21 protein-coding genes are annotated in these 23171 nt (G+C 55.2%); 9 read left to right on the top strand and 12 right to left on the bottom strand.

What is annotated here, in order from left to right; all coding sequences use genetic code 11:
- Positions 1–16: 16 nt before the first annotated feature.
- Positions 17–3724 (bottom strand): DNA-directed RNA polymerase subunit beta, encoded by a 3708-nt coding sequence (rpoB, locus tag T363_RS0102500; protein ID WP_034971496.1) that lies wholly within the window; start codon positions 3722–3724, stop codon positions 17–19.
- 196 nt (positions 3725–3920) lie between these two features.
- Between rpoB and T363_RS15940 the strand changes: the two genes are divergently transcribed.
- On the top strand, positions 3921–4058 hold the full coding sequence (locus T363_RS15940; protein WP_154658728.1) for a hypothetical protein: 138 nt from the start codon (positions 3921–3923) through the stop codon (positions 4056–4058).
- Between the two features lie 188 nt (positions 4059–4246).
- On the opposite strand, the gene T363_RS0102490 is transcribed toward T363_RS15940, so the two are convergent.
- From T363_RS0102490 to T363_RS0102480, 3 genes are all read right to left on the bottom strand, one after another.
- A complete protein-coding gene (locus T363_RS0102490) occupies positions 4247–4969 on the bottom strand; it encodes an amino acid ABC transporter ATP-binding protein (RefSeq protein WP_031472928.1) in 723 nt (240 codons plus the stop codon).
- Positions 4956–5690 (bottom strand): amino acid ABC transporter permease, encoded by a 735-nt coding sequence (locus T363_RS0102485; RefSeq protein WP_407919067.1) that lies wholly within the window; start codon positions 5688–5690, stop codon positions 4956–4958. Before T363_RS0102485 ends, T363_RS0102490 begins: the two co-directional genes overlap by 14 nt.
- A gap of 89 nt (positions 5691–5779) precedes the next feature.
- Complete coding sequence (locus tag T363_RS0102480) at positions 5780–6583, bottom strand: ABC transporter substrate-binding protein (protein ID WP_031472924.1); 804 nt, start codon at positions 6581–6583, stop codon at positions 5780–5782.
- A gap of 208 nt (positions 6584–6791) precedes the next feature.
- Between T363_RS0102480 and T363_RS0102470 the strand changes: the two genes are divergently transcribed.
- From T363_RS0102470 to gltA, 3 genes are all read left to right on the top strand, one after another.
- Positions 6792–7019 (top strand): SH3 domain-containing protein, encoded by a 228-nt coding sequence (locus T363_RS0102470; protein ID WP_031472922.1) that lies wholly within the window; start codon positions 6792–6794, stop codon positions 7017–7019.
- Positions 7020–7142: 123 nt separating this feature from the next.
- Positions 7143–7988, top strand: a complete 846-nt coding sequence (locus T363_RS0102465) for a sulfide/dihydroorotate dehydrogenase-like FAD/NAD-binding protein (RefSeq protein WP_031472920.1) — start codon at positions 7143–7145, stop codon at positions 7986–7988.
- A 1-nt stretch (position 7989) separates the two neighbouring features.
- Positions 7990–9381, top strand: a complete 1392-nt coding sequence (gltA, locus tag T363_RS0102460) for an NADPH-dependent glutamate synthase (protein WP_031472918.1) — start codon at positions 7990–7992, stop codon at positions 9379–9381.
- Between the two features lie 108 nt (positions 9382–9489).
- On the opposite strand, the gene pyrB is transcribed toward gltA, so the two are convergent.
- The 5 genes from pyrB to T363_RS0102435 form a co-directional block, all read right to left on the bottom strand.
- Complete coding sequence (pyrB, locus tag T363_RS0102455) at positions 9490–10554, bottom strand: aspartate carbamoyltransferase (RefSeq protein WP_031472916.1); 1065 nt, start codon at positions 10552–10554, stop codon at positions 9490–9492.
- Positions 10555–10665: 111 nt separating this feature from the next.
- Complete coding sequence (locus T363_RS0102450) at positions 10666–11841, bottom strand: ABC transporter permease (protein ID WP_031472914.1); 1176 nt, start codon at positions 11839–11841, stop codon at positions 10666–10668.
- Positions 11838–12794, bottom strand: coding sequence for an efflux RND transporter periplasmic adaptor subunit (locus tag T363_RS0102445; RefSeq protein ID WP_031472912.1), 957 nt, complete (start codon positions 12792–12794; stop codon positions 11838–11840). Before T363_RS0102445 ends, T363_RS0102450 begins: the two co-directional genes overlap by 4 nt.
- A gap of 83 nt (positions 12795–12877) precedes the next feature.
- Complete coding sequence (gene radA / locus T363_RS0102440) at positions 12878–14233, bottom strand: DNA repair protein RadA (protein ID WP_031472910.1); 1356 nt, start codon at positions 14231–14233, stop codon at positions 12878–12880.
- Between the two features lie 11 nt (positions 14234–14244).
- The gene (locus T363_RS0102435) at positions 14245–14949 is read right to left on the bottom strand and encodes an N-acetylmuramoyl-L-alanine amidase (protein WP_161645937.1); all 705 of its coding nucleotides are present in this window, start codon (positions 14947–14949) and stop codon (positions 14245–14247) included.
- A gap of 133 nt (positions 14950–15082) precedes the next feature.
- Here T363_RS0102435 and T363_RS0102430 point away from each other — a divergent pair, with 133 nt between their 5' ends.
- Entirely contained in the window at positions 15083–15643 is a 561-nt protein-coding gene (locus T363_RS0102430) for a cysteine hydrolase family protein (RefSeq protein ID WP_031472906.1), read from the top strand.
- Between the two features lie 106 nt (positions 15644–15749).
- Here T363_RS0102430 and T363_RS0102425 read toward each other — a convergent pair whose 3' ends face one another.
- Positions 15750–16643 (bottom strand): DegV family protein, encoded by an 894-nt coding sequence (locus tag T363_RS0102425; RefSeq protein ID WP_031472904.1) that lies wholly within the window; start codon positions 16641–16643, stop codon positions 15750–15752.
- 143 nt (positions 16644–16786) lie between these two features.
- On the bottom strand, positions 16787–17239 hold the full coding sequence (locus T363_RS0102420; RefSeq protein WP_031472902.1) for a low molecular weight protein-tyrosine-phosphatase: 453 nt from the start codon (positions 17237–17239) through the stop codon (positions 16787–16789).
- Between the two features lie 320 nt (positions 17240–17559).
- Here T363_RS0102420 and T363_RS0102415 point away from each other — a divergent pair, with 320 nt between their 5' ends.
- Positions 17560–19071, top strand: coding sequence for a Y-family DNA polymerase (locus T363_RS0102415; RefSeq protein WP_031472900.1), 1512 nt, complete (start codon positions 17560–17562; stop codon positions 19069–19071).
- Positions 19068–19523, top strand: coding sequence for a YolD-like family protein (locus T363_RS0102410; protein ID WP_051643036.1), 456 nt, complete (start codon positions 19068–19070; stop codon positions 19521–19523). Before T363_RS0102415 ends, T363_RS0102410 begins: the two co-directional genes overlap by 4 nt.
- Positions 19524–19607: 84 nt before the next feature.
- Here the strand turns inward: T363_RS0102410 and T363_RS0102405 are convergent, their stop codons facing one another.
- Positions 19608–20669, bottom strand: coding sequence for a LacI family DNA-binding transcriptional regulator (locus tag T363_RS0102405; RefSeq protein WP_031472896.1), 1062 nt, complete (start codon positions 20667–20669; stop codon positions 19608–19610).
- Positions 20670–21137: 468 nt separating this feature from the next.
- On the opposite strand from T363_RS0102405, the gene T363_RS0102400 reads away from it, so the two are divergent.
- Complete coding sequence (locus T363_RS0102400; RefSeq protein ID WP_031472894.1) at positions 21138–22799, top strand: solute:sodium symporter family transporter; 1662 nt, start codon at positions 21138–21140, stop codon at positions 22797–22799.
- A 220-nt stretch (positions 22800–23019) separates the two neighbouring features.
- A partial coding sequence (locus T363_RS15415; RefSeq protein WP_161645936.1) for a Gfo/Idh/MocA family oxidoreductase occupies positions 23020–23171 on the top strand: 152 nt, incomplete at its 3' end.

Raw genomic sequence — 23171 nt, 5'->3', positions numbered from 1 at the left:
GGTCCCTGCGGCGATTTCATTCGCCCAGATCATCGCTGAAATCATCCTCGGCATCGTCGCCGCCCTCGTCGGCGTTATCCAGTGCAAAGAGATCGGTGTCGCCCTCTTCGGCATCGTTGATGCCAAAACCGGCAGCAGTAAATTCATCATCCGCGCCCGAAACAGCCTGTTCCATCGGGCGGACATACTCGGTATCGTCCTCTTCGTCATCCGCCAGCTCGATGACCTCCATATTCTCGTCCAGCACCTGAATATCCAGGCACAGGCTCTGCAGCTCCTTCACCAATACCTTGAAAGACTCCGGAACGCCCGGCTGCGGCACATTGTGACCCTTTACAATGGCCTCGTAAGTCTTGACACGGCCGGTGATATCGTCCGACTTGACGGTCAGGATCTCCTGCAGGGTATAGGCTGCGCCATATGCCTCAAGTGCCCAAACTTCCATCTCACCAAAACGCTGGCCGCCGAACTGCGCCTTACCGCCGAGCGGCTGCTGGGTTACCAGCGAATACGGGCCGGTCGAACGGGCATGGATCTTATCATCGACCAGATGATGCAGCTTGAGATAGTACATATAACCAACGGTAACGCGGTTATCAAACTGTTCGCCGGTACGGCCGTCGTAAACCACGCTCTTGCCGTCCTCATTTACGCCGGCCTCAACCAGCATTTCCTTAATGTCATCCAGCGTTGCGCCGTCGAATACCGGCGTTTCGACCTTCCAGCCCAGCTTTTTGGCTGCAAAGCCCAGATGCACTTCCAATACCTGACCGATATTCATACGGCTCGGCACGCCCAACGGGTTGAGCACGATATCCAGCGGACGCCCGTCCTCCAAAAACGGCATATCCTCCTGCGGCAGAATGCGGGAAACAACACCCTTGTTGCCGTGGCGGCCCGCCATCTTGTCACCAACCGAGATCTTGCGCTTCTGTGCAATATAAACGCGCACGATCATATTCACGCCGGGCGACAGCTCATCGCCGTTCTCACGGGTAAATACCTTAACGTCAACAACAATACCGGATTCACCGTGCGGGGCACGCAGCGACGTATCGCGCACCTCGCGCGCCTTCTCACCGAAGATCGCGCGCAGCAGACGCTCTTCCGCAGTCAGCTCGGTCTCGCCCTTCGGGGTGACCTTGCCGACCAGAATATCGCCCGCCTGCACTTCCGCACCAACGCGGATAATGCCGCGCTCATCCAGATTGCGGAGCGCGTCCTCACCGACGTTCGGAATGTCACGGGTGATCTCTTCCGGCCCGAGCTTGGTGTCACGGGATTCGGACTCGTATTCCTCAATATGGATCGAGGTATACACATCGTCACGCACCAGACGCTCGTTCAGCAGAACCGCGTCCTCGTAGTTATAGCCTTCCCACGTCATAAAGCCGATCAGCGCATTCTTACCGAGTGCGATCTCGCCCTTGTCGGTCGAAGGACCGTCTGCCAGCACATCGCCCTTTTTCACACGCTCGCCCAGATCGACGATCGGACGCATATTGATACAGGTAGACTGGTTGGAACGCAGGAACTTGGTCAGATGATAGGACTTTTCATCCCCGTTATCATAATGGACGATGACCTCGCGCGCCGTTACGCGGGTAACGACACCGTCACCTTCTGCCAGCGGGATCGTACCGGAGTCGACCGCCGCCTTATATTCCATGCCGGTCGCAACAACCGGCGCCTCGGTCTTGAGCAGCGGCACCGCCTGACGCTGCATGTTCGCGCCCATCAATGCGCGGTTTGCGTCATCATGATCGAGGAACGGAATAAATGCCGTTGCCACCGAAACCATCATACGCGGGGAGACGTCCATCAGGTCAACATCCTTGCGGTCGACCTCGACGAACTCCTCACGCCGGCGGCAGGTAATACGCTCGTTGAGCAGGTAACCGTTTTCGTCAACCGGCTCAGTCGCCTGACAGACGATGTACTCATCCTCAACATCCGCGGTCATATACTGCACTTCATCGGTCACACGGCCGGTCGCCTTGTCGATAATGCGGTAAGGCGCTTCAATGAAGCCAAAGTCATTGATACGGGCATAGGTCGCCAAATAGGAAATCAAACCGATATTCGGGCCTTCAGGCGTCTCGATCGGGCACAGGCGGCCATAGTGCGAATAGTGCACGTCTCGCACTTCGAACGATGCGCGGTCACGCGACAGGCCGCCGGGGCCCAGCGCAGACATACGGCGCTTGTGGGTCAGCTCGGCCAGCGGGTTATTCTGATCCATGAACTGGGAAAGCGGCGAAGAACCGAAGAACTCCTTGATCGCGGCTGTTACCGGCCGGATATTGATCAGGGACTGCGGCGTTACCACATCCAGATCCTGAATGGTCATGCGCTCGCGGATCACGCGCTCCATGCGGGAGAAGCCGATGCGGAACTGGTTCTGCAGCAGCTCGCCCACGCAGCGCAGACGGCGGTTACCCAGATGGTCGATATCGTCCACCGTGCCGATGCCATGGCTCAGGCCCAGCAGATAGCCGATCGACGCCAGCATATCGTCTACGATGATGGTCTTGGGGATCAGATCATGGATGCGGGCCTGCACGGTCTTTTTCAGTTCCTCGCCCGAAACACCGGAATCGATGATCTCCTTCAAAACCGTAAAGCGGACCTTTTCCTTCAGCCCCAGCTCTTCCGCACTGAAGCCGGTATACTCGCTGAAATCATCCGCAAATACCATGCCGTTGCCGATTACCTTAACCGGCTCATCATCACCGGAGGCAATCAGCACCCGGTTGACACCGCGGCTGGACAGCAGGCGCGCCTTGTCGCGCGTCAGCATCTCATCCGCTTCCGCGAGCACCTCACCGGTCATCGGATCGGTGACGGTCTCAAGCAGACGGTGGCCGGTGATACGGCGGGCAATATCCAGCTTTTTATTGTATTTATAGCGGCCGACGGCAGAAATGTCGTAGCGGCGCACATCAAAGAACATGGCATCCATCAGGCTGGTTGCCGACTCAACAGACGGCGGCTCGCCCGGGCGCATCTTCTTGTATATCTCGATCAGGGCTTCCTCTGCGGTATGCGCCGGATCCTTGTCGAGTGTTGCCACGATCAGCGGATCCTCACCGAACAGCTCCTTGATCTCCGCATCGGTCTTAACGCCGATGGCACGGATAAAGCTCGTGATCGGGATCTTGCGGTTTTTATCGATGCGGACATAGAATACGTCATTGGCATCAGTCTCATACTCGAGCCATGCGCCGCGGTACGGAATCACGGTGGAGGACAGCAAAACCTTATCGGTCTTATCCAGCTCCTTACCGAAATATACGCCCGGCGAACGGACGAGCTGGGAAACGATTGCGCGCTCCGCACCGTTGATAATAAAGGTAGCAGCATCGGTCATCTTCGGGAAGTCACCCATGAAGATCTCCTGCTCCTTGATTTCGCCCGTTTCCTTATTGCGCAGGCGCATACGCACCTTGAGCGGCGTAGCGTATGTGGCGTCGCGCGCCTTGCACTCCTCTACGCTGTACTTGGGCTCTTCATTCATCGAATAATCGAGGAAGGAAAGCTCCAAATTACCGGTGTAGTCCGTGATGGACGCGGTATCGGCAAAAACCTCGCGCAGTCCCTCATCAAGGAACCACTGATAGGACTTTTTCTGCACCTCGATCAGATTGGGCATCTCCAAAATCTCGTTGATGCGTGCAAAGCTCTTTCGTGTGGTTTTGCCGTGCTGTACGTCTTTCACCTTCATGTGCTTTGATCACTCCGTTTCTTTCCGCTGTGTTGGTGTTGATACGCCCGGCGGCGTTGCAAAAATATTGTTTTTTGGTCTTGCAATCCTGCACAGACCGTGCTAACATATAAATAGAAATCGGGGCATCCTGCCCGAATTTTGTAAGCGTTTTATTATACCATGATTTTGCACATAAAGTCAAGGATAATTTTGTATGAAACGGCAGATGTTTTTCATCTGCCGTTTGTTTTTTATGTGCTGCGCGGCAGATGGTTTCTGCCCGTCAAAGCGTACCTTATATTACAAAGGCAATGCAACCAGCGGTACACACAAACCAGCACTTGCCCTGTAAATGCAAAAAGTCAGGACATATGCCTGACCTTTTTCGTTCGTGCTTGACAGAATCCAGATACGAATCGTCAAAAATACAACTTTCCCAACAGTCTTCAGCAGCCGCAGGACAACTCGTCCCGCGGCTGCTGAAATTTATATTCGCTATGCAGCGCCTTCTGTCGTACGCTGCCACTACCCCACTGCCGGTTACAGCACCTTGGAAAGAAAATCCTTCAAACGCGGATGCTGCGGATTGGCAAAAAACGTTTTCGGCTCATTCTGCTCCACAATATTGCCGCCGTCCATAAACAATACGCGGGTTGCAACCTCACGGGCAAAGCCCATCTCGTGGGTGACCACAACCATCGTCATGCCGTCCTCCGCCAGTTCCTTCATCAGTTCCAGCACCTCGCCGACCATCTCCGGATCGAGCGCCGAGGTCGGTTCGTCAAACAGCATCACATCCGGATTCATTGCAAGCGCACGCGCAATCGCAATGCGCTGCTGCTGTCCGCCGGAGAGCTGCACGGGATAGCTGTCTGCCTTATCCGGCAGGCCGACGCGCTCCAAAAGCTGCACAGCGCGTTTTTCCGCCTCCGGCTCGGTCATGGTTTTCAGCTTGATCGGCGCAAGCTTGATATTTTCCTTCACCGTCAGATGCGGAAACAGATTGAACTGCTGGAACACCATGCCCATCTTGCGGCGCACGATGTTAATATCCGTCTCCCTGCTGGTGATGTTCTGCCCTTCAAAAATAATGCTGCCGCTTGTCGGCTCTTCAAGCAGATTCAGACAGCGCAGAAAGGTCGATTTGCCCGATCCGGACGGCCCGATGATAACGACCTTTTCGCCCTTATCGATATGCTCGTTTACCCCTTTCAGCACCTCGTGGTCACCAAAGGATTTATACAGGTTTTTAACGTCGATCACTTGCGCGCAGCCTCCCTTCCAGAATACCAAGCAGCTTGGTCAGGATCAGTACGATCACCAAATAGATCAAGGCAATCGACAGATAGGGCATCCACGGTGCATACGTACGGCTCTGTACGATCATCGCGCCCTTGGTCAGATCCATCAGCCCGATCACGGTACAGATCGAAGTTTCCTTCACCAGTGTGATCAACTCATTTCCCAACGCCGGCAGGATATTTTTGATTGCCTGCGGAATAATGATAAACCGCATGGTTGATGCATAATTGAGGCCGAGCGACCGGCCGGCCTCCATCTGTCCCTTCGGGATAGACATGATGCCCGAACGGACGATCTCCGCCACATACGCACCCGAGTTGATACCGAACGAAATGATCGCCGCCGCCAGCATATTCTGCGACGACCCGAAAATAATAAAGTACATGATTAAGAGCTGCACCGTACTTGGCGTGCCGCGTATCACGGTCAAATACAGCTTGCACACGAGATTGGCAAGGCCGAGCACAATGCCGCCCACACCATGCCAACGCACACGCTGCGAATCATACGCCGAGCGCACCACCGCGATAAACACACCGATCACCACACCGATCAGCAGCGCACCAATCGTGATTTTAAAGGTAGTTCCAAGCCCCTTAGCAAAATAAATATACCAACGGTCTTCAAAAATAAAGGTCTGATAAAACTGGGCCGAGAACCATTCCAAAAATTCGGACATCATCTTTCCCCCTTCTGTTTGTCATCCTTTGCTAAACGCACAGAGGGGGGCGGCCGTTTTCGGTCGTCCCCTCTGGCGGTACTGCAGTAAAATCAGTCCGCAGTAATGTACTTGTTCATAATCTTCTCGACTGTACCGTCCTCGATCAGCTCGCCAAGCGCCTTGTCTACCGCGTCACGCAGTGCGGTGTTGTCCTTTGCAAATGCAATGGCGTAATCTTCCTGCGTGTACTTGCTATCCAGAATAGAAAGCCCCTCGTTCGCCGCAACAATCTTCTTTGCCGGCTCGTTATCGATAACTACGCAGTCGATCTTGCCCTGCGTCAGCGCCATAACTGCTTCCGCACTCTTATTAAAACGAACGACCGACTCCTCACCGAACTGCTTGGTGCACTCCAAATCACCAGTGAAGCCCTGCATTACGCCAATCTTCTTGCCGGCCATATCATCAGCCGTTTTAATAGCCGATCCTTCCGGAACAACGATTGCCTGAATCGCACTGGCATAGGTCTGTGAGAAATCCGCATTGAGCTTGCGCTCCTCAGTCACAGTCATACCAGCCATACCCATATCTGCCTTACCGGCCGCTACCGCCGTGATGATGGAATCAAAATCCATATCCGTGATGACCAACTCAAGGCCAAGCTTGTCCGCAATCGCCTGCGCAACTTCAGGGTCAATACCGACAATATTCTCGCCCTCGTAGTACTCCCACGGATCGAAGTAAGCGTTAGTCGCCATGGTCAGCTTACCTTCCGACGCAAGCTTATACTCCGTTGCCGTATCGGCAGATGCATCCGCACCATCCTGTGCGGGAGTCTTGTCGCCGCCGCAGCCGGTCAGCAGCATGGAGCCGGCCAGCATCATGCTCAGCATAGCAATAGAAAGCTTTTTCATTTTTATGATCTCCTCTCAGGCGCTGTTTTTCAGCCCTTTGTTTACATTGCTTATTATTATACATCCGAGTGATTGAAAATGCAAGAACTTTCTAACGGAAATTTTTCTGCCGCCGCACCAAGCCGCCGATACCATCCGCCGAACGCAGGCGCACTGCAGCACTGCCGTGCATAGCTTGAAAACACCACTACCTTTGGAGGCGATTGGTATGATCCAACATTATTATCCCCCCGCTCCCCCTCTTACCGCCACAGTTGATACCGACGGCGGCGCCGTTCCGCTTCGCCGCACACCGGACATCTCTGCACCGGTCACGGCGCACGCAGCAGACGGCGAAGCACTGACCGTACTGAACCGCAGCGCCGGCTGGCTGCATGTATGCTCCTACGGCCGGGATGGCTACATCCCTACCGACTTTATTGTGCTGAATTACTAATTACCTGCTCTTTTTACGGGCAAACCTCGTTTCCCCCCGCCGGATTTTGCCTTGCGTTTGCAGTGTATTGACAGTATAATAATAGTGTTTGATGCGATAACCGCAAGGAGGGACATATAAAGAGTGTATCAGATTTTGAAAAAACAGACGCTGAACGCCAATACCAAGCTGATGGTGATCGACGCGCCGCACGTGGCGCGCAAGGCCGAACCGGGCCAGTTCATCATCCTGCGCGTCAGTGAAGACGGCGAGCGCATCCCGCTCACCATTGCAGACTTCGACCGCAAGACCGGTGCTGTTACGATTATTTTTCAGGAGGTCGGCGCAACCACAATGGCGCTCGGCCGGTTGAACGAGGGCGACTGCCTGCATGATTTTGTCGGTCCGCTCGGCCGCGCGTCCGAATTGGAAGGGCTGAAGAAGGTCGCGGTCGTCGGCGGCGGTCTCGGCTGCGCCATTGCCTACCCGCAGGCCAAAAAGCTGCACGAAATGGGCGCTGAGGTCGACCTGATCGCAGGCTTCCGCAGCAAGGATATCATTATTCTGGAGGAGGAGATGAAAGCCGCCTCCACCAACCTGTACGTCGTAACCGACGATGGCTCGAACGGCCGCAAAGCGCTGGTCACCGAAGTGCTGGGGGAGCTGATTGATGCCGGCAATCAATATGACGCCGTCATTGCCATCGGCCCGATGATCATGATGAAATTTGTTGCCGAAACCACCCGCCCCTATGGCATCAAAACCATTGTTTCCATGAACACCATTATGGTAGACGGCACCGGTATGTGCGGCGGCTGCCGCCTGACGGTCGGCGGCGAAACCAAGTTCGCCTGCGTGGACGGTCCGGACTTCGACGGCCATCTCGTCGATTTTGACGGCTCCATGCGCCGCGGCGCCATGTATAAGGCACAGGAAAAAGCCTCTGTCGAGCGTCACGAATGCAATCTGCTCAAACAGGAGGTCAAGTAACATGGCGAATATGAACCCGCAGAAAATGCCCATGCCCGAGCAGGCGCCGGACATCCGCAACAAAAACTTTGACGAAGTAACGCTGGGCTACACGCCGGAAATGGCGATCGAGGAAGCGCAGCGCTGCCTGAACTGCAAGCACAAGCCCTGTATCTCCGGCTGCCCGGTACAGGTCAAGATCCCGGAGTTTATTGCGCTGGTGGCCGAAGGCAAGTTCCTTGAAGCCGCTGCCAAAATTAAAGAGACCTCTGCCCTGCCCGCCGTCTGCGGCCGTGTCTGCCCGCAGGAAACGCAGTGCGAGCAGAAATGTGTGCGCGGCATCAAGGGCGAGCCGGTTGCGATCGGCCGTCTCGAGCGCTTTGTTGCGGACTACGCCCGTGAGCACGGCGAAGAAAAGCCGGAAAAACCGGCATCCAACGGCCACAAGTGCGCTATCGTCGGCGCCGGCCCGGCCGGTCTGACTTGTGCAGGGGATCTGGCGCGTATGGGCTACGAGGTCACCGTATTTGAGGCGCTGCACACCGCAGGCGGCGTATTGATGTACGGCATTCCGGAATTCCGTCTGCCTAAGGAAATCGTGCAGAAGGAGATCGACACACTGAAAGATCTCGGCGTAGAATTTGTGCTGAACTTCGTGGTCGGCCGTTCGGAAACCATCGATGAACTGTTCGAGGACGGCTACGAAGCCGTATTTGTCGGCTCTGGTGCCGGTTTGCCGACCTTTATGGGTGTGCCGGGCGAAAACGCCAACGGCGTTTACTCCGCCAATGAATACCTGACCCGCATCAACCTGATGAAGGCATATCAGGACGGGGCCGAGACCCCGATTTTCCACGCGCGCAAGGTTGCCGTTGTCGGCGGCGGCAATGTGGCGATGGATGCAGCACGCTGTGCCAAGCGCATGGGCGCGGAAGAGGTTTACATTGTATACCGCCGCTCGGAAAAGGAGCTTCCCGCCCGTTTGGAAGAGATCCATCATGCCAAGGAAGAGGGCATTGTCTTCAAGTTCCTGACCGCGCCGCTCGAGGTACTGTCCGACGAAAATTATAATGTTGTCGGTCTCAAGTGCCAGCAGATGGAGCTGGGCGAGCCTGACGACTCCGGCCGCCGCCGTCCGGTGCCGGTCGAAGGGTCGGAGTTTGTACTCGACCTCGACTGCGTTATTGCTGCGATCGGTACCAGCCCCAATCCGCTAATCCGCACGACCACCCCGGGTCTGGATACCAACCGCAAGGGCTGCATCGTTGCAGATGACGAGCACGGCATCACCTCCAAGGATGGTGTGTTCGCCGGCGGCGATGCCGTTACCGGTGCGGCCACGGTTATCCTTGCCATGGGCGCAGGCAAGCGCGCCGCCGCGGCAATGGATGAATACATTAAGAATAAACAGTAAGTTTTTTTACTTTGACAGCAAAAGGATCTGCCATATGGCAGATCCTTTTGCTGTCAAAGAGGCGCCCGCCCGACCATATACGGTCGGGCGGGCGCTTATATTTTTTCCTCATTCCGCTTTTTCCAGCGGTGCGTCACAATAGGGACACCGCCCGCCAGCCATCCCCGAAAGCGGCGGCAGATACAATTCGGTTTTGGTAATACACTTGTGGTTCGAGCACCGCAAGCCCCGTGCGCCGATCTCCTGATGGACTGCACGGACAAACGGCAGCTTGGAAAGCGTCAGCAGCAGCGCCATGCGGCCGAACATACCGAACCGCGCCTGACGGAAATAAACCGCCCGGGGATCATCGTCCACATCCTGTGCGATCTCATCCACGCGCGGCAGCGGATGCAGCACCAGCATATCCTTTTTCGCACGGCGCATTTTTTCCGCTGTCAGCTGATAATTTCCTTCCAGATTGGCATATTCCTGCGCAGATACAAAGCGTTCACGCTGAATCCGCGTCATATACAGCACATCCAGCTCGGGCAGAACCGCATCGATGCTGCCCACCTCGCAATAGGGCATGTTGTGCTCTTTCAGGAAGGTAATCATATAGCTTGGCAGTTTAAGCGCATCCGGTGCGATCAGATAAAACTCCACATTATGATACCGCTCCAGAAAATGCAGCAGGGAATGTACCGTGCGGCCATACTTCAAATCGCCGCACAAGCCGATTTTCATATTGTCCGCCGAGCCGCGCAGCCGCAGGATCGTGACCATGTCGGTCAAGGTCTGGGTCGGGTGCAGATGACCGCCATCCCCTGCGTTGATGACCGGCACTGAAGAATACAGAGAGGCCGCCTTGGCCGCCCCCTCACGCGGATTGCGCATCACGATCAAATCCGCATAGCTGGATACCATATTGATGGTATCCTTCAGGGTTTCCCCCTTCGCGGTGGAAGAAGACCCCGGATCGGAAAAGCCTACCACGCTGCCGCCAAGCCGCATCATCGCCGTAGAGAAGGACAAATTCGTGCGGGTAGATGGCTCATAAAACAGGCTGCCCAGCACCTTACCGCGGCAGGCATCCGTATATCCCTCCGGCCGGTCGATGATGTTATTGGTGAGCTTATACAAATCGGAAAACTCTTTTTCCGTTAAATCGCTTAAATCAATGATATGGCGCATTGCGCTGCATCCCTTTCTCTCCATCGTTTCCCAAAATACTGCTGCCCTCAAGAGCAGCAGCGGCACAATATCTTTTATTATCATACCACAGGAAAAATCGAAAGAAAAGGCTTATTTGCGCATTGCATCGATCGGATCAAGCCGGGCTGCCCTCTGTGCGGGCAGCCATCCTGCCGCCGCACCGCACAAAGCCGTTACGCCAAGCAGCACTGCCGACAGCCGCCATCCCGGCAGCAGCAGCGCTGCCCCCCAGTGCAGCAGCGCGCCCGCCGCTGCCATCCCGCAAACGCCGCCCGTCAAACACAGCAAAACCGACTGCAGCAAAAACAAGCGGCGCACATCACGCGGTTGTGCTCCTAACGCCAAGAAAATACCGATTTCCCCGGTTTTTTCATATGCAGCGGACAGCATGCTGCATAACACCCCGATCAGCGCCACGCATAGTGTCACCGCGCCGACCGCAAGAAACAACGCAGCCCCCATCCGGGTCAGATCCTGCACCGCATCCACCATGCCGGATATATTCTGCACCCGTACAGTCCCGCCGACCTGTCCGTATCCATACAGATACCGGGTGATTTGCTCGCTCACTGTATCCGGTTCAAACTGTGCCGCGCACTGTACCAACACCTGATCGGCATTCTCCTGCCGGGTCGCCAGACAGCCATACGGCACATATACCAAATGCGGCGCCAGCGCGGACAACGCACCGCCGAGCGCTCCCGTCTGCTCCCGCACCACACCGCAAACCGTATAGTAGCCATCCCGCCCACCGATCCGCAGCCGCAGCCTGCGCCCGACAATATTGGTCCGTCCGAAAAATGTCTGCGCCAATCCGTCTCCGACCACCACGACCGGCTTTGCCTCCGCCGCCTGCGCAGCAGAAAACAGCGCCCCATACAAAACCTCCAGCCGCACCACCGTACCCAGCCGTTCATCCGCACCCAAAAACACGGCGTTGACTGCTTCATACCCCGACCGTACACTGCCGGTCTTGGCCTTGACCGGCATCAGGGCATCGATCCCTGCCACAGCATCTGCCAAATCATCTGCCAGTGCGGCGGACAGCGCTGCCCCTCCATCCCGTTCCTCCAGATAAACCGACAGCCCGCCGATCCCCATCGTTTGCAGGGCCGTCCCGATCTGGCGCTGTCCGAACAGGCCAAGTGCGGCAATCAGCAGCAGTGCGCCCGTGCCTACCGCAACTGACAGCATACACAGAATGCTCCGCAGCGGGCTGGCCAGCAGATTATGTGCCGCCAAGCCAAGCAGATCACGCACCTTCATACTGTCACCTCAACCGGCATGCCGTCTGCCAGATCATCAGGAGGCGAAAGCACCACGATTTCCCCGACCGCTAAACCGTTCGTGATTTCGGTTACCTGTTCCAGCATGTAACCCGTTTGTACTGCGCACTGCACGGCCCGACCCGACCGGATACAAAAGACGAATTCGTCTTCACCGCGCTGACAAACCGCTTCATGCGGAACGACCACCGCCGCCGCATGATGGTCGGTAAATACCTTGACCGATGCCGTATAACCCGGCCGCAGCGCATCGGTTTCACCCGACAGCGCCAATACCGCCTCTACCGTAGTTTCACCGTCCATTCCGGTCCAATCAACCACGCGGGAAGCAACCGGCGCGATCTGCTCCACCCGTGCACCGTAAACCTGTTCGGAAGCCGCAGCAACCGTCACGTTGGCGCGTTGTCCGTCCCGCAGTTCACCCGCATATAATTCCGGGGCGGAAACCCGCACCTGCATTCCCGACGATGCGGCGATCTGCGCGCATGGAATCCCTTCCAATACCAGTTCACCGGCCTGCGGCACCACCAGCACCATACCGGCCACTGGTGCGCGCAGCACATTCGCTTCTGCCGCGGTCACCGTTTGTGCCGCCCGCACCCCGGATACCGCATTCCATACTGCACGAAAGCTTTCTGTTCCGCGGGAAGGGCTGCTCTCCCCCAGTGTGCACAATACCTGCCCCTGCCGCACCTGCTCTCCGGCCGATACATACACCTGTGCCACTTCCGCCGTTTTTGCCGGGCAAACCGCCGTGCTGTCCGCCGCTTCGATCACCCCCGGCACCGTAACGCTGTTATAAATATCCTCCTCCACTGCCAGACCTGTACGCACCGGCACCGGTGCCGGCGGACGCACACGCCATGCCCACAGCAGAAAAGCCGACAAAACCACCGCCGTGCCGCCCAGCACAAACCGTGCCCATTTTTCCATCAAAAACGACCTCCCCGCCGCAAGACTGCTTTTAGTCTGCGGCGAACAGGCCGGTTTTAACACAAGAAATATTTACCCGCGCATTACAGCACCGCGCGGATCGCATCCCCCACGGTACGGACACGTACGATATTCATTTTTTGCAGCAAATCCGCGTCTACATCCTGCCAGGGCATAATGCAGGTATGGAATCCCAGCCGATACGCCTCATTGATCCGCTGCGCCGCCCCGGATACCGCACGCAGTTCACCGGTCAGACCCACTTCACCAAAGCTCATCACGCCCTCTGGCAGCGGTTTATCCCGAAAGCTCGAAGCGATCGCCAGCACCATCGGCAGATCGACCGCAGTTTCCTCCAGCCGCATGCCGCCGACCACGTTGACATATACGTCGGAAGAGGATAAAAACAATCCGCAGCGCTTTTCCAGAATTGCCAGCAGCAGTACCATGCGGTTATAATCCACACCTGCCGCTGTGCGGCGCGGTACGCCGAACTGGGTTTTTGCAGCAAGCGCCTGCACCTCCGCCAGCAGCGGACGGCTGCCCTCCATCACACAGGCGATGCAGTTGCCGGACGCCCCCTGCGGATGCCCGGCCAGCATCGCAGCCGACGGATTCTGCACCTCCAGCAGGCCGTGGTCACTCATTTCAAACACGCCGATCTCGTTGGTGGAACCGTAGCGGTTTTTGGCTGCCCGCAGGCAGCGGAACGGGCCGGTGCTTTCGCCCTCGAAATACAGCACACAGTCCACCATGTGCTCCAGAATCTTCGGACCGGCAAGTGTCCCCTCCTTATTCACATGGCCGACGATAAAAATCGTTACATTTTTATTTTTGGCATACTGCATCAGGCTCATGGCGCATTCCTTGATCTGCGTTGTACCGCCAGGCGCCGCCGTCAGATCGCGCCGGTACACCGTCTGGATCGAATCCACGATCAGGATATCCGGCGCAAGCTGTTCGGTTTCCGCAATGATCTGATCCATGTCTGTTTCTGCCAGAATATACAGATCGGGCGAAGCTATCTGCAGCCGGGCGGCGCGCAGCTTGATCTGCCGCAGGGATTCCTCTCCGGATACATAGAGCACCCGTGCGGCACGACACATTTCCTGACACATTTGCAGCAGCAGCGTAGACTTGCCGATTCCCGGCTCGCCGCCGACCAGAACAAAAGAACCGTGCACCGCGCCGCCGCCGAGCACGCGGTCCAGCTCCCCCATCCCCGAATGGAAACGGGATTCATCGCCGCTGTGAATATCACTGAGCAGGGTCGGACGGGATGCGCCGCGCACAAAGGTATTCGTGCCGCGGGCAGCAGATTCCGGCTTTTCCTTAAATTCACTCATGGTATTCCATGCCCCGCAGGAGGGACATTTTCCATACCATTTGGGGGCTTCATACCCGCACTCGCTGCACAGGTAAACGGTTTTCTGCTTCATATTTTCCTCCATCAGCCGCTGTTTTCATACCACAGGTAACCGGATACGATCGCCGCGGCCAGCTTTTTATGATAGGCGGGATCGCGCAGCAGCGCTTCCTCCGCCGGGTTGGACAAAAACCCGCACTCCACGATCACCGCCGGACAGGTCAGCTGCCGCATCAGGTAAATCGTGCGCTCCGCCTGTCTGGCCTGCCGATGATTTTGCGGATCACAGCCCCGGATCAGGCAGTCCTGCAGCATTTCCGCCAATGCACGGCTGCCCGCATGGTTTGGGGAATAAAACACCTGTGCCCCGTGATACTGCGGGTCACTGAATTTGTTCAGATGGATACTGACGAACACCGGATCGGCAATCTCCTCCACCATCCGTTCACGTGCCCTGATATCCGCTATTTTATTCTCACGAACCGGACGCGAGGGATCATAGGATAATGCGCCGTCATCCATGCGTGTCATCTGCGTACGCACGCCAAAGAATGCCGCCAGCACCTGCACCCGCTGCGCAATGCGCAGATTAATCTCCTGCTCTGCCGTACCGCCCGAACCGATCGCACCGCCGTCAAAACCACCGTGTCCGGCATCGATCACCAGTGTACGTGCAGATGCTTTCTGCGCAATCACCTGCACAGCCCGGCTGCCGCCACAGCCCACCGCCACCGCTGCTGCACACAGCAGCGCTATATATCCCAACCGTTTCCCCCTGCATCTTCCCATGCACACACCTCCGTCATCGCAGTGTATGCACGTTCCGTATCCATTATAAGCCATACCGCACGGCAGTGCAATCAGCATTGTTTCCTGCGCGCGAACGTGATATGATAAAACAAATGAACGGAGGGATACCACCATGAAACATACACCCAAACTGCTTGCCGTAATCGACTATCAGAATGACTTCGTCAGTGGTGCACTCGGTTTCGAGGGGGCTGCGGCCATTGATGACGGCATCGCCCATCTGGTGCAAACCTATCTGGCGCAGGGCGATCATGTGCTTTTCACCTATGACACCCATGATGACAACTATCTGCACACCCGCGAAGGACGCGCCCTTCCCGTGCCGCACTGCAATCCCAAGGACAGCGGATGGCGGCTGTACGGCAAAACGCAGGAGCTGTGCTGCGAAACCTGCGCAAACGGCCAAATCCACACTGTGCGCAAGCATACCTTTGGTATGCCGCCCGCAGAGCTGCTCCGACTAGAGCAGGAGCTGCCCGATCTGCAGGAAATCCTCGTTGTCGGCGTTGTGACCAATATGTGTGTCATCTCCAATGCTGTGCTGCTGCAGGCGCAGTGGCCGGAAGCACAAATCACCATAGATGCCGCCCTGTGCCGCAGCTTCGATCCTGCACTGCACGAAAAGGCGCTCGATGTGATGCAGGGCCTACAAATGCAGGTGATCCACCGCTGAGCCATCCTGTTTCCCAGTGGGAGACAATTTCAGAAAAAAGTCAGGCATTAGCCTGACTTTTTTGCTTTCCGATCTTCACTTATCGTTTGGATGGCCAGCCGCCCGGTCAGTCCACCCGCTCGTCACCCCAGAAAAACAGCGCCACCGTGCCCGGGCCGGTGTGCGCCCCGATTACGGTACCGATACTGTTGATCTGCACCTTGCCGTTCAAATGCGGAAAGTTCTGTTCCACCAGTGCGGCGACCGCTTCGGCATCTTCCATACAGGCTGACTGCGAGATAAAGCACTTGCCGCTGTAATCCGTACCATTCTCTGCGTGCTGCTCCATCATTTTAACGATCTCGCGGATCACAGCCTTTTTCCCGCGGATCTTTTTACGCGGGATCAAATGTCCTTCATGATCCACATTGAGCAGCGGGCAAATCCCCAACAGTGTGCCAAACGTAGCCGCTGCCGGAGAAATACGTCCGCCGCGCTTAAAGCTGGTCAAATCCGTTGCAAAGAACCAGTGATGCAGACGGCGTTTGTTGCGCTCGGTCCAATCCCGCAGTGCCTCCAACGGCATACCGCCATCCCGCAAATCACAAACCGTATCCACCAGCAGCCCATAGCCCGAAGAAGCGGCCAGCGTATCTACCACATAGATCGTGCGGCCGGGATATTTCTCCTGCAGCTCTGCCGCCGCAATACAGGCGGATTGGCAGGCACCGGATAATCCGCTGGAAAAAGCCAGATGCAGAATATCCTTTCCCGCCTGTAAAATCGGCTCAAACAATTCGATATACTGCTCTACGTTGACCTGCGCCGTTGTGGGCTGTGCCCCCGCAGCGATTTTTGCATAATAAGTTTCAAAGGGAATAGATCTTCCCAAATCATCCGGATATTCTTTGCCCTCCAACTGAAAATGGAAGCAGGCAAACGGAATCTGCTTTGCCTCAAAATATGCGGCCGGCAGATCCGCTGTCGAGCAGCAGGTAACTGCATAAGGGTTGCTCGTCATATTGATCTCTCCTCCCGGCTGCGTCCGATTCCGGCAGTTTTTCATTTATCGGGGGCACAGCCATCCTTTTCATAGTATTGTAACATAGTTTGACGAAAAATAGCAACCCGATTTTCGTCTGTTCTGTGCACGCTTACTGCATATTATGGTATGAGATGCGCCAAAAGCCCCCGGCATCCCTGCAAAACATCCTGCCAGGTCTGCTCGAAATCACCGGTATACCATGGATCAGCCACATCGTGTGCACCGTCGGCATACTCCATCAGCAAGTGCATTTTTTTGTCTGGATCTCCGCCGCAAATGCGCTGCATGTTACGCATATTAGCCCGATCCATGCCGATCAGCAAATCAAAATGTCCATAATCCGCCGGCTGCATCCGACGCGCTGTCTTTCCCGCACAGCCGATCCCATGTTCCGACAGCTTGCGCCGCGCCGGCGGATAAACCGGATGCCCCAGTTCTTCCGCGCTGGTCGCTGCTGATTCTATCAAAAAATCATCCGCATATCCTGCCTCAGATACAAGTTTTTTCAACACAAATTCCGCCATCGGGCTGCGACAGATATTGCCGTGGCATACGAATAACACCCTAATCATAACCGTTCTCCCTTACCGGTATGATGATTTACATTATACCATAGCGGCGCATATTTCTTGGTCCTGAGCAACCGGCAGGCACCGCTGTTGGTATTTGGTATAATGATGAAATAGCTGTATAATAAGCTGTTTTACGGCTATTATACCATGCGTTCACAAATGTACTCAACATCTGTGAACGTCAAATCCCCTTTATTCATGCAGCAAACTGCCAATAACACAAAATCAACAGAATCTGTAACCCCTTGTTTTTCTTATAATTTGTGTTATACTGATGTGGAACATTTGTTCGATTTGCTGCCTGAAAGGAAGATCACCACATGTCCGACCGTACTTACATTGCCATTGACCTGAAATCCTTTTATGCTTCGGTCGAATGTGTAGAGCGCGGGTTGGATCCGCTGAACACACATCTGGTCGTGGCTGATGTCAGCCGCACACAAAAAACCATTTGTCTGGCTGTCTCTCCTGCCCTGAAAGCCTATGGCATCCCGGGACGGGCACGCCTGTTCGAAGTAGAACAGCGCGTGCAGGAGCTGAATACCCGTCGGCGGATACACGCTCCTCATCAAACATTCTGCGGCTGCTCTCATCAAGAAAGCGCACTATCCGCTTCACCCGCGCTTGCTTTATCCTATATTGCCGCACCGCCGCGTATGGCATTGTATCTGGCATACAGCACACGCATCTATCAGATTTATCTGAACTATATCGCACCGGAAGATATCCATGTGTATTCGATCGATGAAGTTTTTATTGATGCAACCCCCTATCTGTCCACCTACCAGCAAACTGCGCGCGAGCTGGCGCAGTACATCCTGCTGGATATTCTGCGCACAACCGGGATCACCGCCACCGCCGGGATCGGAACGAACCTGTATCTGTGCAAGGTCGCTATGGATATTGTTGCCAAGCATGCTGCACCTGACCATACCGGCGTACGTATTGCCCAACTCAACGAAATAACCTATCGCCGTCTGCTCTGGTCGCATCGTCCGATCACGGATTTTTGGCGCGTTGGTGCAGGATATGCCAAAAAACTCGAACAATACGGACTGTCTACCATGGGGGATATTGCCCGCTGTTCGATCGGTAAACCGTATGAACGACAAAACGCCGCACTACTGTATCGGTTATTTGGTGTCAATGCCGAGCTGTTGATCGATCATGCATGGGGATGGGAACCTTGCACGATCACCGATATTAAGAAGTATCGCCCTGCCGCCAAAAGTATCGGCGCAGGGCAGGTGCTTCCCCACCCCTATTCGTTTGACAAGGCCCGGCTGGTGTGTCAGGAAATGGCCGACCAGCTCAGCCTTGATCTGACCTCTCACCATCTGACAACCGGTCAGCTCGTACTGACTGTCGGCTACGACCGGACCGGACTCCTGCCGCAGGCAGGCTGCCCCGCATACCATGGTCCTACCACGGTGGATGCATATGGCCGTACCATACCAAAGCACGCCCATGGCACCGCGCATCTCCTTCCCTTTACCGATTCCTCACAAAAGATCCGACAGCGCACCCTTCAGTTATTTGACCGTCTCGTGAATCCGCGCTTACCGGTGCGCCGTATCACGCTTACCGCCTGCCGTATCTGCGATGCGGATGCGGTGCAAACTGCCGCCCCTTGCGAACAGCTCAGTCTGTTTACCGATCCCGCACAACAGGCAGCACAGACTGCCGCACGGCAACGGGAGCGGCAACAGCAGCAGGCAATTCTGCACATCAAACGCAAGTACGGAAAAAACGCCCTGATCCGCGGTATGAGCCTGCTGGAGGATGCAACCGCAATCAGCCGCAATCTGCAAATTGGAGGCCACAAAGCATGAAACACCGCTTGCATCAGCCGCTCCGCGTGACGCATGACTATGATGATATTCTGCATTTTCCTCATCCCATCCCAGCGCACCTGCCGCCGCTCTCACGAACCAGCCGCGCAGCTCAATTTGCTCCGTTTGCTGCCCTCACCGGACATGATGAAGCCATATACGAAGCTGCACGGCAAACCATCCCACGGCCTGACCCAGACGAAACCGTGCTGCAGGAATTAGATCGGCGACTCGCTGCATTGCGCACTCGCCTGACGGAACATCCCCAAGTGCAGCTTACTTATTTTGTGCCGGATGCGCACAAAGCAGGCGGCGCCTTGCATACAGTAATCGGAACTGTACGTCGGCTGGATGACATCAACGGTCTGATCCTTCTGCAGGACGGAACACAGATCCCCCTCGGTGATGTGACTGCAATCACTTTACCCGACACCCTGCAAATCGATTTTTGACGATCCGCTCTGCAGCCGCCATAAAATAAAACACATTCCATGCGCTGCCCTTGCAGGGTAACATGAAATGCGTTTTTACTGTTTTCAGGTAGGCGTTTCCGTCGGACCGGTCACCAAATCGCTGTTATATTTGGTACGGATCGCAATATCCGTAAACAGATATTCCTGTGCAGGTTTTTTCTTATGCATTAAATACTCATATAAAATATACGGCGGACGGTAGCCTTGTTCAAACGCCTCCTGATCGAGCACAAAGCTCAAATCATCCGATTGCAGCAGCTCCATATTCGGTGCGTTCAAGTCAAACGCAATCACCTTGACCTGCCCCTTCCGGCCTTCCTCCTCCACCGCCTGGCATACGCCCTGCTGTCCATTCGAAGCCACATATACCGCCGCCAGCTCCGGCTCTGCCCGTAATGCATGCTGCGTGATCTCGTGCGCATAATCATTACGGTCGAAACAGGGCTGAAACGGCAGCAATGTAATCTCCTGCGGGTTATTCTCCTCCAATGTATCCCGGAAACCGTTCAGCCGGTTATTATGCGCAGTATTATTCAAATGTCCTGCCAGCGGCAGAATTTTCCCCCCTTGCGGAAGCATCTGCCGGGTCAAACAAGCTGCTGTCTGTCCGGCGCGGTAATTGTCCATGCCGATAAAACACAACCGGCGGCTGCCCGGCACGTCCGAATTGAGTGTAACCACCGGAATCCCCTGCTCATCCAGCGCATCAATGCACTGTCGCAGCTCGGGCGCATTATTCGGTGCCAGCGCCAATCCCTGCACCCCTTGGCCGGTCAGCTCCTCCACATGTTCCAGCACCAGCTCGGTATCCAACCCGCGCACCTCGCGGATCATCAGCTCAATGCCGGAATCCTGTAATTCTGCCGCTGCACGGCGCACCCCTTCCAGTATAATCTGCATTGTCGGCGTTTCTACAGACTGCAGGATCGCTCCCAGCTTAAAATCCCGTTTGGTGCGCACCAGTGCCTGCCCAATCAGATTGGGCTTATATCCCAATTCATTGGCGATTTGCCGGATCCGTGCAGCGACCTCCGGATTGACACGCCCACGATTGTGCAGCGCACGATCCACCGTGCCGCGCGACACACCCGCCAGCTCCGCAATCTGCTGTGCAGTGACTGCCATGCTCCCGCCCCCTCTTCGTTATTTTTTTATCATCTTTTCTCGTTTCTTAGTATAACACATTGCACGCATTTTTCAATAGCGGTTTTTATGAAAAAAATGATGATTTTCGGAATTAAATCATATATTATGTGTACATGCAGCTATTTATGGATAAAATGCACGCCAAGTGCACGCAAAATAAACGCAAACTCACCTTTCGTCTTTGCGGTTTGTACAAATGGTACTGCAACATTTTGTCATAATGTCACGAAAATCGTCCTGCATATCCATTTTCTCAATTTTGCGGCTTGAATATTCGCATAACTGGTGGTATTCTGAAAACAACAAAAATAATTCTCCCTGCGCTGTTTTTCTGTAAGACTGACGGACGCGCCACTCGGAAGCGGCCTGCACGGAGATTATTTTTCAGACATCTGCGTTCACGTGAACGCCTTTCACTCATTCCACTACTTTCACAGGGGGTACATTATGTCATTTTTCAATTCACTTGCGTGGACAGGCATATCCTTTGTACTGTTCACCGCGCTGGTAGCGCTTGTCTCCGCGTGGAAAACACGCGATGACAAACTGGATACCGCAGAAGGGTATTTTCTGGCAGGCCGCGGCCTGCCAGGCATTGTGATTGCCGGTTCCCTGCTGCTGACCAACCTCTCCGCTGAGCAGCTCGTCGGTCTGAACGGACAGAGCTGGAAGACCAACATGGGCCCGATCGCATGGGAAGTCGGCTCCATGTTCACACTTCTTGTACTGGCCTACTACTTCCTGCCCCGCTTCCTCAAGATGGGTGCCATGACGATCCCGTCCCTGATGGAAGCCCGTTACGGCAGGGGCACCAAGACCATGTTCTCTCTGGTCATCGTTATTATGTATTCCATCCTCAACCTGCCGGTCATCCTGTATTCCGGTGCAGTTGTGTTCGAACAGATCTTTGATATCTCCGGTATGTTCGGCACCAGCAAGTTTGTCGCTGTTGCTGTTCTCTGCCTGATCATTGGCATTATCGGCGGCTGCTATGCGATTTTCGGCGGTCTGAAGGCAGTTGCCGTATCCGATACGATCAACGGCATCGGCTTGATCATCGGCGGTCTGATGATCCCCTTCCTTGGTTTTGCCGCACTGTCCGCTGCCACCGGCGGCGACGGCATCATGGACGGCATCCGCTACATCATTGAAGCCGATCCTGCCAAGCTGAACGCCATCAACGCTTGGGATGCTCCCGAACCCGAAGTACCGTGGCCGCTTATCATCACCGGTATGTTCTTCAACAACCTGTACTGGTGGTGCACCAACCAGTCCTTTGTACAGCGTGCACTGGCTGCCAAGAGCCTGAAGGAAGGTCAGAAGGGTGCGATCTTCTGCGGCTTCCTTAAGTGCCTCGGCCCGCTGTATCTGGTTATCCCGGGTCTCATCGCCTTCTACCTGCCCACCATTCAGGACAAGCTGACTGCTGCCGGCAGTTCGGCGATCGACTTTGCCTATCCGGCTCTGATTGCCGAAATCGTTCCCGCACCTGTTATGGGCTTCTTTGCTGCGGTTATGTTCGGCGCGATCCTGTCCTCGTTCAACTCGGTATTGAACTCTGCCTCGACAATGTTCACCCTCGACCTGTACCGGTCCACGATCAATCCGACGGCATCCGATGTCAAGTGCGTAAAGGTCGGTAAGATCTACGGCACCATTGCCGGCTGTGTATCCATCGTAATTGCTCCGTTTATCATGAACGCAGGCGGTATCACCACCTTCCTGAACTCCATGAGCCAGTTCGTTTCCCTGCCGGTGCTGTGCACCATTCTGGGTATCTTTATGTTCAAGCACATCCCCAAGTACACCCCCAAGGTGATCACCATTTTCCACGTGGTGTGCTATGGCGCATTCCTGCTGCTCAAGCCCTGCTATCCGGGCAGCGAAAACCCGATTCACTACCTGTATGCAATGGCCGTCCTGTTCCCGATCGAACTGATCATTATGTGGTGGCTCAATAAGTATCGTCCCGGTGAATCTTATGAGATTCAGGATGTCGGCGCAGTTGATCTGACACCGTGGAAGTACCGCCATGTGGTATCCGCCATCGGCATTCTGCTGGCAATCGGCATCTATATCCTCTTCTCTCCGCTTGGTATCGCGGCATAACCCAAGTTTATAAAACTTATACAAATTCTCTTCTCAATAGTTGTATAAGTTTTTACCTTTCCCCTATTGCGTTCTCGAGAACGCAGGTGTATCATCTACCTGACGAACAGAGCGTGCTGCATTTAACGCATGCACGCTCCTGCCGTCAGCATCAACCGTGTTGCACGGTTCTATACACAACATCAGTCTGACCGATATTATTTTTAGGAGGTAAATCATTATGGAACTGAACATTGCAGTAATCGGCTGCGGCATGATTGGCCGCGAGCACATCGAACGTATCCAGAACCGCATCCGCGGCGCACAGGTTGTGGCGGTATGCGACGTATTTGAAGAAGGCGCCAAGAAGGGCGCGGAGATCGCCGGCGCGGG

It is taken from the genome of Agathobaculum desmolans ATCC 43058 (assembly GCF_000701665.1).
Lineage (GTDB): Bacteria > Bacillota > Clostridia > Oscillospirales > Butyricicoccaceae > Agathobaculum > Agathobaculum desmolans.
The sequence above is the reverse complement of the archived record's forward strand: the minus strand, read 5'-3'. Positions and strand labels throughout refer to the sequence as shown.